An 11,835-nucleotide genomic window follows, 5' to 3' on the forward strand; every position below is an offset into this window, starting at 1 on the left:
GCGCTTCACGAAGAAGAACGGGCCGTTTGTGTTTCAGTCAGACCTGTCAGCGGTTAGCTTTGAAATCCTGTTCGGCTGCCAGGAAACGGGTCTGCATGGACGCAGAAGCGGGCTTGCCGATCAGGCTGAACACCACGATAGCGATGCTGGCCAGGATGAACCCGGGGATGATTTCATACAGCCCCATCGTACTGAACTGTTTCCAGAGCACCACAGTGGCCGCCCCCACAATCACCCCGGCCAGTGCGCCGTTACGGGTCATGCCCTTCCACAGTACCGAAATCAGCACCACAGGGCCGAAAGCTGCGCCGAAACCGGCCCAGGCGTAACTCACCAGACCCAGCACGCGGTTTTCAGGATTGGCCGCCAGCAGAATGGCAATGATCGCGATCAGCAGTACCATTGCCCGACCTACCCAGACCAGTTCGACCTGCGAAGCGTCTTTGCGCAGATAAGCCTTGTAGAAGTCCTCGGTCAACGCACTGGAGCACACCAGCAACTGGCAGCTCAGCGTACTCATCACCGCAGCCAGAATGGCCGACAGCAGCACGCCCGCAACCCAAGGGTTGAACAGCAGCTTGGCCAGCTCGATGAACACTCGCTCCGGGTTTTCAGTCACCGGCCCGGCAACATCCGGGTGCGCCGAGAAATAGGCGATGCCGAAGAAACCCACCGCCACGGTGCCGCCCAGGCACAGGATCATCCAGGCCATCGAGATGCGTCGGGCGCTGGCAATCGACTTGACCGAATCGGCCGCCATGAAACGCGCGAGGATGTGCGGCTGGCCGAAATAACCCAGGCCCCAGCCGAGCAGGGAAATGATGCCGATGAAAGTCGTGTTCTTGAACATGTCGAAGCTGGTCGGATCTTTCGCTTCAATCGCCAGAAAGGTGGTATCGACACCGCCCGTTGCCAGCAGAACGATGATCGGCGTAAGGATCAGCGCGAAGATCATCAGCGTGGCCTGCACGGTGTCTGTCCAGCTCACTGCCAGAAAACCACCGACGAAAGTGTAGGCGATGGTCGCCGCAGCTCCGGCCCACAGGGCGGTTTCATAGGACATGCCGAAGGTACTTTCAAACAGACGCGCACCCGCAACGATGCCCGATGCGCAATAGATGGTAAAGAACACCAGAATCACGATGGCCGAGATGATGCGCAGCAGGCCGCTGTTGTCTTCGAAACGGCTGCTGAAGTAATCCGGCAGGGTCAGTGCGTCGCCGTTGTGCTCTGTCTGCACGCGCAGACGGCCGGCCACGAACAGCCAGTTCAGGTAGGCGCCGATGATCAGGCCAATGGCGATCCAGCTTTCCGACAGGCCGGACATATAGATGGCACCGGGCAAGCCCATCAACAGCCAGCCGCTCATGTCAGAGGCACCTGCTGAAAGAGCGGTGACCACGCTGCCAAGACTGCGTCCGCCGAGGATGTAATCCGAAAGGTTGTTGGTAGAGCGATAGGCCATCAGGCCGATCAATACCATTGCCGCTATATAGATCACGAACGTGATCAAGGTAGGGTTGCTGACACTCATGAGTTCTGCCTTGGCATTATTTTTATGTTGGCACCCGATGCCAAAGGGAATAGCGACCGAAATTCGGCACATCCCTGCTTTTGCACCCGACACCGCGTTGACTGATCGCTCCGCAAGGATTGGCAATCAATGACTGGCGGTTGCACCGCGGGAACGAATCCTATTAAACAAAGCAAACAAGGTGCAACCCATTTCATCATGCAAGTTACACCTGTTACAAAAAACCCGGCGCAGGTGCATTTACGCGCCATTTTAGGGCGTTTTCTGCGCAATCTACAGAAAATCACGCACCAGCATTGAGCGTCGCGCTGGTTTTATGGGCCACTCGCCGGAAACGTCACAAAATATTCTGCAAATAGGGTTGCACCCGGTTGCACCTCACCCCGTCCCGAGGCTAATCTGCGCCAAAGCCGATGCCACCTTCGCGTGCCTATAAAGCCTATAAAGAGGACAACACATGGCCACCACCACTCTTGGCGTCAAACTTGACGACCCGACCCGCGAGCGATTGAAAGCCGCAGCCCACTCTATCGACCGTACACCGCACTGGTTGATCAAGCAGGCGATCTTCAATTACCTGGAAAAGCTCGAGAGTGGTGCAACCCTGTTGGAGCTCGACGGTGCTGCCGGCAAGGAAAACGAAGACCGCGGCGAGCTGGCAGAAGACGCGGGGCTGCAATGCTTTCTGGATTTTGCCGAGAGCATTCAACCGCAGTCCGTATTACGTGCAGCCATCACTTCCGCCTACCGCCGCCCCGAGCAGGAAGTGGTGCCGATGCTGCTCGAACAGGCCCGCCTGAGCGCGCCTGTTGCCGAAGCAACCAACAAGATGGCCGCGTCGATTGCAGAGAAACTGCGTAACCAGAAAAGCGCGGGCGGTCGCGCAGGCATCGTTCAAGGCCTGTTGCAGGAGTTTTCGCTGTCCTCTCAGGAGGGCGTTGCGCTGATGTGTCTGGCCGAAGCGCTGCTGCGTATTCCGGACAAGGGCACCCGCGATGCCTTGATTCGCGACAAGATCAGCAACGGCAACTGGCAGCCGCACCTGGGCAACAGCCCGTCGCTGTTCGTCAACGCCGCCACCTGGGGCCTGCTGCTTACCGGCAGGCTGGTTGCCACTCACAATGAGGCGGGCCTTACGTCCTCGTTGAGCCGCATTATCGGCAAAAGCGGCGAACCGATGATCCGCAAGGGCGTCGACATGGCCATGCGCCTGATGGGCGAGCAGTTCGTCACGGGCGAAACCATCGGTGAAGCCCTGGCCAACGCCAGCCGCTTCGAAGCCAAAGGCTTCCGCTATTCCTACGACATGCTGGGTGAAGCGGCGCTGACCGAACATGACGCGCAGAAGTACCTCGCGTCCTACGAGCAGGCTATCCACTCCATCGGCAAAGCCTCCCACGGTCGCGGCATCTACGAAGGCCCGGGGATTTCCATCAAGCTGTCGGCACTGCATCCACGCTACAGCCGCGCCCAGTACGAGCGGGTGATGGATGAGCTGTACCCGCGCCTGCTGTCGCTGACCCTGCTGGCCAAGCAATACGACATCGGTCTGAACATCGACGCCGAAGAAGCCGATCGCCTGGAGCTGTCGCTGGATCTGCTCGAGCGCCTGTGTTTCGAACCACAGCTCACCGGCTGGAATGGCATCGGCTTCGTCATTCAGGCGTATCAGAAGCGCTGCCCTTATGTGATCGATTACGTGATCGACCTGGCACGCCGCAGCCGCCATCGTCTGATGATCCGCCTGGTCAAGGGCGCGTACTGGGACAGCGAAATCAAGCGCGCCCAGGTCGAAGGCCTGGAAGGCTATCCGGTGTACACGCGCAAGGTGTACACCGACGTGTCCTACATTGCCTGCGCCCGCAAGTTGCTCGCGGCACCGGAAGTCATCTATCCACAATTCGCTACGCACAACGCCCATACCCTGGCGGCCATCTACCAGATTGCCGGTCAGAATTATTACCCCGGCCAGTATGAATTCCAGTGCCTGCACGGCATGGGCGAGCCGTTGTACGAGCAGGTCGTGGGCAAAGTCGCCGACGGCAAACTGAATCGTCCTTGCCGCGTGTACGCCCCGGTCGGCACTCATGAAACACTGCTGGCCTATCTGGTGCGTCGCCTGCTGGAAAACGGCGCCAACACGTCGTTCGTCAACCGGATTGCCGACCACTCGATCTCCATTCAGGAACTGGTGGCCGATCCAGTCAGCCAGATCGAACGCATGGCGACCCAGGAAGGCGGTTTCGGCCTGCCGCACCCGCGCATTCCGCTGCCGCGTGATCTGTACGGAACCGAACGCGCCAACTCCAGCGGCATCGACATGGCCAACGAGCATCGTCTGGCTTCGCTGTCTTCGGCCCTGCTGGCTACCGCGCACAACGACTGGAAAGCCGCCCCGATGCTGGGCTGCCCGGCCAGCGCTGGCACGCTGAGTGCTGCGCTGAACCCATCGGATCTGCGCGACGTGGTCGGTCATGTGCAGGAAGCGTCCCTGCCAGATGTCGATAACGCCATCCAGTGCGCCTTGAGCGCCGGTCCGATCTGGCAGGCCACTCCGCCTGGCGAGCGCGCTGCGATTCTGGAGCGTGCCGCTGACTTGATGGAGGCTGAAATCCAGCCGCTGATGGGCCTGCTGGTCCGTGAAGCGGGCAAGACTTTCGCCAACGCCATCGCCGAAGTGCGCGAAGCCGTGGACTTCCTGCGTTACTACGCCGTGCAGGCGCGCAACGACTTCACCAACGACGGCCATCGTCCGCTGGGTCCGGTGGTCTGCATCAGCCCGTGGAACTTCCCGCTGGCAATTTTCAGTGGTCAGGTGGCTGCTGCGCTGGCTGCGGGTAACCCGGTGCTGGCCAAACCTGCCGAGCAGACACCACTGATCGCTGCACAGGCCGTGCGCCTGCTGCTTGAAGCGGGCATTCCGGAAGGCGTGGTGCAATTGCTGCCGGGTCGCGGCGAAACCGTAGGTGCCGGGCTGGTCGGCGACGAGCGTGTCAAAGGCGTCATGTTCACCGGCTCCACCGAAGTCGCCCGGCTGCTGCAGCGCAACGTGGCAGGTCGCCTCGACTCACAGGGTCGCCCCATTCCGCTGATCGCCGAAACCGGTGGCCAGAACGCGATGATTGTCGACTCTTCGGCGCTGACCGAACAGGTGGTGATCGACGTGGTGTCCTCGGCGTTCGACAGCGCCGGTCAGCGCTGCTCGGCACTGCGCGTGCTGTGCCTGCAGGAAGATTCTGCCGACCGCGTCATCGAAATGCTCAAGGGCGCGATGGCCGAGAACCGCCTCGGCAATCCGGAGCGCCTGTCCGTGGACATCGGCCCGGTGATCGACGCAGAGGCCAAGGCCGGTATCGAAAAACACATCCAGGCCATGCGCGACAAGGGCCGCACGGTCTATCAGGTGGCCATTGCCGACAGCGCCGAACTCAAGCGCGGCACTTATGTGATGCCGACCTTGATCGAACTGGAAAGCTTCGATGAGCTGCAACGCGAAATCTTCGGTCCGGTGCTGCACGTGGTGCGCTACAAGCGCAAGGAGCTTGGCCTGCTGATCGATCAGATCAACGCTTCCGGTTATGGCCTGACCCTGGGCGTGCACACCCGCATCGACGAAACCATCGCCAAGGTCATCGACAACGTCAATGCCGGCAACGTCTACGTCAACCGCAACATCGTCGGCGCGGTGGTGGGTGTTCAGCCATTCGGCGGCGAAGGCCTGTCCGGCACCGGCCCCAAAGCCGGTGGCCCGCTGTACCTGTATCGCCTGCTGTCGACGCGCCCGCAGGACGCTATCGAGAAATCGTTCGTCCGCAGCGATGCGCTGTCTGCACCGGATACGCGCCTGCGTGAAGTTCTGGGCAAGCCGTTACAGGCACTCAAGGCCTGGGCTGCCAGCAATCAGCAAAGCGATCTGGACGCCCTGTGCAGTCAATACGCCGAGCAATCGCAAAGCGGCATCACCCGCCAGCTGGCGGGCCCGACCGGCGAACGCAACAGCTATGCGATCCTGCCGCGTGAACACGTACTTTGCCTGGCTGACGACGAGAACGACCTGCTGATTCAACTGGCAGCCGTACTGGCGGTCGGCAGCTCTGCCGTGTGGCCGGAAACCGACATCAGCAAACCGCTCCGGGCTCGCCTGCCAAAGGACGTTCAAGCGCGCATCAAGCTGGTACCTGACTGGGCCAAGGACGAAGTCACCTTCGACGCCGTCCTGCACCACGGCGACTCCGATCAGCTACGTGCCATCTGCCAGCAGATCGCACAACGCAGCGGTGCCATCGTCGGCGTCAACGGCCTGTCCCACGGCGAAACCAACGTGCCACTGGAACGCTTGGTGATCGAGCGGGCATTGAGCGTCAACACTGCGGCGGCGGGTGGCAATGCGAGCCTGATGACGATCGGCTGATGCCACTCGGTAACAGATGACGCGGAGCGTCACGAACGGCATTCCCACGCTGGAGCGTGCGGAACGAGAGGTGTCCGAAAGACACCGACCGTTCCCATGCTCTGCAATGAATATCGTGCTACTCAGCGATGGCACGCAGTGATGGACGCTCTGCGTCAGCAATCTTCAAACTGTCAATACAGTACGCATAGACCGCCGCTAGTACAGCCACATTAAAACGGACATTTACTATGAACCTGCACTGTAATGGTCATAGTCCTGCTTGGTTACTGCGCCTCCAACAACCCCTTCAGTAGCGGCATACATGGCTGCACCTCGCCATGCGGCACTTTCCGGCTTAGGATCAAGCGTCATACCAATCAGTGCTCCCTTGGGCGCTTTTTCAGTAATACTCTTTTTAAGCTTCTCATAAAACCCTGACTCATTAACTCTGCTACCTGACAGCACCAGGTTTTTATAAAGCAATGAGCGAACATCAACATTAGTTCTTTGCACAGCCAGCACAATCGTATCGGCCAAGATATTAATAGAATCGTCAGACAATGCGAACTGAGGATCGAACGAGCCTTCCCAATTATTTTTGGTCAGCTTCAGTGCCGCCGAAGGAAGTAGTACACCCTGAAAAACAGGGTCAACCGTGATGATAGCCGTTTTTTTATCCGTCCTTATTGCGACCCCGGTTACATTCGGAACCGTTTCACCCTCCAGCGTCGTTTTTGTACGATCCAATGAAAAAAGAATTGCAGAAGCAGCCGACTTCAGAAAAACCCCCTTCAGCCTATATTTGTCGTCGTCAAAGCTTAGCTGAAGAAGTTTTTCCTTGCCCGCCTTCGGCATCAGCGAGGGGACGACATACATAATCGTCACCTCGTCATTGTCTGACCATTTAAACTTATCCAGCAGTACCGTATCCAACAGCGCTGAAACTGCCCCCCACTCGACAACCTCTCCCTGTCCATTGAAAAGCTTCTCCGGCACCGGGAGGTCAACACTGGGCACAGCCTCTCCCCTCCAACCTGCCTGAATAGTAGCCGGACTTATATCCATTACAATAACCTTTGAGTCCATAACCCTTCTCCTTGATAGTCGTATCTCATTAACTTACGCCTATACTCTGAAATAAAAACCGGGCAGGAGAACCTGATAAAAATACCAGCAGTTAGATTTTTTTCGACAACAGATGCGTGGAAAGCTGACGGCCGATTTCCAGGCGTGTCCTTTTTACACCCCCATCACGCTCGTCAATCCTCCTGTTCATCGCGTACGCCCGGCTCTAGACTCGGAAGATTCCAAAAATCAGGTACGCCATCATGTCCGAGTCGCTGCTCAGTTCCAGAAATCTGGCTTTCGAGCTGTATGAAGTTCTGGACGCCGAAGGTCTGACGCGTCGCGAGCGCTTTGCCGAGCATTCGCGGGAAACCTTTGATGCGGCGCTGGGAACGGCGCGCGCCATTGCGGAAAAGTACTTTGCACCGCACAACCGCAAGGCCGACGAAAACGAGCCACGCTATGAAAATGACGAAGCCATCCTGATACCGGAAGTCAAACCCGCGATAGACGCGTTTCTCGAGGCCGGCTTTCTCAATGCATCACGCGATTTCGACGCAGGCGGCATGCAGTTGCCTACCCTGCTGTCGCAAGCCTGTTTTGCCCACTTTCAGGCGGCCAATGTCGGGACCACGTCGTACCCGTTTCTGACGATGGGCGCGGCCAATCTGATCGAGAGTTTTGCCGACGACGAGCAGAAGCAGCGTTTTCTGCAACCCATGATCGAAGGCCGCTTCTTCGGCACCATGGCGCTGACCGAGCCGCATGCCGGTTCGTCGCTGTCAGATATCCGCACACGCGCCGAACCGGCAGGCGACGGCACTTATCGGCTGCGTGGCAACAAGATATTCATTTCCTGCGGGGATCATTCGCTGTCGGAGAACATCGTGCACATGGTCCTGGCAAAACTGCCGGATGCGCCGGCCGGGGTCAAAGGTATCTCGCTGTTCATCGTGCCCAAGTTTCTGGTCAACGATGACGGTAGCCTCGGCCAACGCAATGATGTGCTGCTGGCGGGTCTGTTTCACAAGATGGGCTGGAAAGGCACCACCTCCACCGCGCTGAATTTCGGCGATAACGGCGAGTGTGTCGGCTATCTGGTGGGCAAGCCTCATCACGGCCTGAATTACATGTTCCAGATGATGAACGAAGCGCGCATCGGCGTCGGGCTTGGCGCGGCGATGCTGGGTTATTCCGGCTACCTCTATTCACTGGAGTATGCCCGCGAGCGGCCGCAAGGACGCCTGCCAGACAGCAAAAGCCCGGACAGCAAGCCGGTGTCCATCATCGAGCATGCTGATGTGCGGCGCATGCTGCTGACCCAGAAAGCCTACGTGGAAGGTGCGTTTGACCTGTGCCTGTACGCCTCGCGGCTGTTCGATGACACACAGACCGGCGAAAGCGAAGACGATCGCAGGCACGCGCATGAATTGCTGGACCTGCTGACCCCGGTGGTCAAGTCATGGCCGTCGGAGTTCTGCCTGAAGGCCAACGAACTGGCGATCCAGGTCCTGGGCGGCCACGGTTACACCCGCGAATACCCGGTCGAGCAGTATTACCGGGATAACCGCCTCAACGCGATTCATGAAGGCACTCACGGTATCCAGTCGCTCGACCTGCTTGGCCGCAAGCTGGCGCAGAATGGCGGCACCGGCCTCAAGCAACTGCTACGCCTGATCTCCGCGACCTGCGAACGCGCCCAGGCCCATCAGACACTCGACGAACTGCGCCAGCCCCTGCAGCAACTGGTCGCACGCGTGCAGGCCGTCACACTCGGGCTGCTGACCGATCTGGCGCAGGGCAGAATCGCCAGCACGCTGGCCAACTCGGCGCTGTACCTCAAGGCATTCGGCCACACGGTAGTCGGTTGGCGATGGCTCGAACAGGCGATCCGCGCAGAAGAAGGTTTGATTGGTGGCAATCAGGCCGACGGCGACTTTTATCGCGGCAAACTGCAGGCAGCCAGGTACTTCCTGACGTGGGAAGTACCGGGTTGCCATCATGAACTGACGATTCTGGAGAACCGCGATGACACGTGCCTGGCAATGCGCGACGACTGGTTCTGATGAAAACCTGGCCAGCGCTTGATCAGTGAAAGCCGAACAGGTCAGCCAGTGGCTCCTGCGGGAAAAACCGGTCGACCAATGGCTTGGCATCATTACCCAGTTTGAGTGCGTACTGATCTCGGCTGAAGGGCTCGCCCGTGCGCATGTCGTAAAGCGCACGCCCTTGAGCCGGACGATCCACCTCCTGCATCTGGATTTTCATGATGCGGTAAAACTCGCCACTCACCTCTTCGATGCTGTCGATCTGAAAGTAGCAGCCGGGCAAAAAGATCGATTCGGCTTCCTCGGGCGAGGCTGAAAACGGTGCAATCGGCGTGGCCCTCAGGTATCGGCCCTTGGGCAAAACGAAGACCACCGACGTGTCATCGAAAGTTACCGGGCCAATCATGGCGTTAATGGGCGCACCGGCCCGACTGCTGGCGAAGGCGCTGACCACATAGGGATTTTCGCTGAACGAGGTGACATCGGTATTGACCAGCACATCACCCACCTTGATCTGCCTGTTGCGAAACACGGCGCCCGAAGTCCCTCGATCACCGCTGCCGCCGCGGTACAACTCGACATCATTGTTGTACCCCACCACATGGATGTCATCGGCCAGTCGTTCGATGAGTTGTACCTGATTGGCCCTTTTGCTCTCGCCCGTGCGCAGGAACTGATTGAATTCAGCGTCATCCTGGGTATAGAGCATGATATTTCTGCCGTAATAGTCGTCCTCACCGAGCCTGAAAACCCGATGTTTGCCATGCCAAGGGTCTTTGTACACTTCGTCGCCGTCAGGTGATGAGTCCGACACGGGAGCCTCTTCAGGGTCTGGCTGCCAAATGCTCATGACGCCTTTCTGCCGGGCCAAGGCCACTTCGGCATAGTGCTGCTCACTGAACAGATCCGTTTGCAGATACCTGTCCCAAAAGGCCGAGTGCACGGTCACATAAGGCTTGCCCGTCGCGGTGGATGCGCTGCTTGACGGCATCGGCACATCCATCGGGGCACCGCCCTGCAGACCGGGCGAGTCAAGTAACGCCCACTCCCCGTCGGTACTCAGACGCACCGGCTTGCTGCCTGCGAATGCAAACGGGTTGTCCGGGTTGACGATAAGCCAGCATTGCTGCTGCTCATTGAACATCACGCGATAGGGCAGTTGCGCAAGCTTGATCCAGGTTTCGCCATTGCCCAGCGTGTAGATGCCGCGAAACCTGCCCTCCGCAGCTGAAGGCGTCAGGCTGTCGAGCAGCAGGTTGCCTTCCATATTTTCCAGTGGATGGGCCGGCGCGCTGCTGCTTTCCAGCACCTCGCTGGAGATCGGTAGGCCTTCGGTTGCGGCCACCGGCACAGGCTGAGGGACGGCACGCAGGGACATCAACAGCGGCAGGTTGAAGAGCAGATAAATAATGTTGTTGATCGCGCCCAACACGCCAGCCTTGCGCTGCGCCGCGGTCTTGCCATTGACCGCCTGATCAATGTTCAAACCGGTATTGGCGAGACTTGCGCCAACCAGCGTCAAGGCGATCGGCCAACCCAAAGCCGCAAGCCCGCCAAACGCCTGCATGAACGCGCCCAGGTAGCCGATCCACATCTGCTTGCGCAGATCCGCGTTGGAAGTCAGCCGTTCACGCGCATCGGCGGTCATGCCCTGTCGAACGACGTCTCGCAGATACACGAAGGGGTCACCCACAATAGGTGCCTGCCCCAGGTTGACGAGTGGGATGTCGGCACGCCAGTCGTGCGCGAGCAACTGACTCACCGAGCGAAAGAATCGCTCACCGTCCTTTTTACGGGACGTCTCACCACGCAGAAACTGACGTGTTATCGCCTTGTCGGCGTGCTCGCCCATGAACCGGGCCTTGAGCCAGCGGTACACCGCGCGCTCGCTATCGAACGCCATGAACGGCTGCTCGGCATCGGGCCAGTAGATGATCTCGCGGCCAGCGGCGGTGACGATACGCAGCATGTCATGGGCCTTGATGCCATCGATATCCAACGTGTGTACCGTAACACCGGGAGTTGCAGGAAGCGGGGCCAGCAAGGCTTTCAGCGTAGGGGGCTGCAAGGGGTCGGCGGTGACGACGCTCGTGACATGCTTGAAATCGACGGCTGAAAGCTGGCCCTTGCGCAGACAATGACTGGCTGCAACCAGATAGCGTGCCTTGGCCAGGGTGCAGAAGTTCTCGCTGTGCAGGATCCAGAATCGCTCCATACGGCGGGTGTACAGCGTGCTGAAATCAAGTGTCCACATGCCTTTGAGCACGTCCTGAGGCAGCATGGGCACCTCATTGCGCTCGTCGAAAACCCCATGATCCGGGCCATCGGTGTAGAAACCGCCGTACAGGGAAAGCTCGTCGCTGGCTTCCTGATCGTGGGCGCTGAAGTGCCGCATGAGCAGCTCGATCAAGGTCATCGACTGCACCGGCGCTCCGGAATGCTGCCAGCCGGTAAACGTGCGCGGACTGCTGCTGGCACTGCTGAAACGATGCCAATACACCTGCTCCGGGGCGAACACGCGGTGAGTGTGCTGAAGAATGATCCTGCTGGCGGCGGTATGGGCCAAATCGTAAAGATCGGGATAATCGAGAACGAACTGCTGCGCACGTTCGCGCAGCAGTTGCTGGTCGGTTTCAGGTGTTTCCAGAGAACTCAGTGGCATGACGTCTTCCTGTATGAGAGAAGTCATGCACGTAATCATTCATCAGGGCGTTCGTGGTGCTAACTATCTATACCTTCACGGACGTATGAATGCAGGTGGCGGCTCAGCCGACGAGCCGCTGCAGACACTGAAG

The 11,835-nt window shown here is 59.0% G+C and carries 6 protein-coding genes; 3 read left to right on the forward strand and 3 right to left on the reverse strand.

Going from position 1 to position 11,835, the window contains the following annotated elements; genetic code table 11:
* Positions 1-46: 46 nt before the first annotated feature.
* A complete protein-coding gene (gene putP, locus JOE34_RS03750; protein WP_010419844.1) occupies positions 47-1,534 on the reverse strand; it encodes a sodium/proline symporter PutP in 1,488 nt (495 codons plus the stop codon).
* A 129-nt stretch (positions 1,535-1,663) separates the two neighbouring features.
* Here putP and JOE34_RS03755 point away from each other — a divergent pair, with 129 nt between their 5' ends.
* Complete coding sequence (locus JOE34_RS03755; RefSeq protein WP_154292355.1) at positions 1,664-1,834, forward strand: hypothetical protein; 171 nt, start codon at positions 1,664-1,666, stop codon at positions 1,832-1,834.
* A gap of 157 nt (positions 1,835-1,991) precedes the next feature.
* On the forward strand, positions 1,992-5,945 hold the full coding sequence (gene putA / locus JOE34_RS03760) for a trifunctional transcriptional regulator/proline dehydrogenase/L-glutamate gamma-semialdehyde dehydrogenase (protein ID WP_004414757.1): 3,954 nt from the start codon (positions 1,992-1,994) through the stop codon (positions 5,943-5,945).
* 228 nt (positions 5,946-6,173) lie between these two features.
* On the opposite strand, the gene JOE34_RS03765 is transcribed toward putA, so the two are convergent.
* Positions 6,174-7,013 (reverse strand): syringactin, encoded by an 840-nt coding sequence (locus JOE34_RS03765; protein ID WP_003392183.1) that lies wholly within the window; start codon positions 7,011-7,013, stop codon positions 6,174-6,176.
* Positions 7,014-7,255: 242 nt separating this feature from the next.
* On the opposite strand from JOE34_RS03765, the gene JOE34_RS03770 reads away from it, so the two are divergent.
* Complete coding sequence (locus tag JOE34_RS03770; protein ID WP_209995118.1) at positions 7,256-9,058, forward strand: acyl-CoA dehydrogenase; 1,803 nt, start codon at positions 7,256-7,258, stop codon at positions 9,056-9,058.
* A 22-nt stretch (positions 9,059-9,080) separates the two neighbouring features.
* Here JOE34_RS03770 and JOE34_RS03775 read toward each other — a convergent pair whose 3' ends face one another.
* Entirely contained in the window at positions 9,081-11,702 is a 2,622-nt protein-coding gene (locus JOE34_RS03775) for a DUF6543 domain-containing protein (RefSeq protein ID WP_209996827.1), read from the reverse strand.
* Positions 11,703-11,835: the final 133 nt, after the last annotated feature.

It is taken from the genome of Pseudomonas sp. PvP028 (assembly GCF_017832255.1).
Taxonomy (GTDB): Bacteria; Pseudomonadota; Gammaproteobacteria; order Pseudomonadales; family Pseudomonadaceae; genus Aquipseudomonas; species Aquipseudomonas syringae.

Bases quoted from the DNA above. Each gene is read 5' to 3' on its own strand.
- putP (WP_010419844.1), bottom strand. From the start codon at position 1,534: ATGAGTGTCAGCAACCCTACCTTGATCACGTTCGTGATCTATATAGCG.
- JOE34_RS03755 (WP_154292355.1), top strand. From the start codon at position 1,664: ATGACTGGCGGTTGCACCGCGGGAACGAATCCTATTAAACAAAGCAAA.
- putA (WP_004414757.1), top strand. From the start codon at position 1,992: ATGGCCACCACCACTCTTGGCGTCAAACTTGACGACCCGACCCGCGAG.
- JOE34_RS03765 (WP_003392183.1), bottom strand. From the start codon at position 7,013: ATGGACTCAAAGGTTATTGTAATGGATATAAGTCCGGCTACTATTCAG.
- JOE34_RS03770 (WP_209995118.1), top strand. From the start codon at position 7,256: ATGTCCGAGTCGCTGCTCAGTTCCAGAAATCTGGCTTTCGAGCTGTAT.
- JOE34_RS03775 (WP_209996827.1), bottom strand. From the start codon at position 11,702: ATGCCACTGAGTTCTCTGGAAACACCTGAAACCGACCAGCAACTGCTG.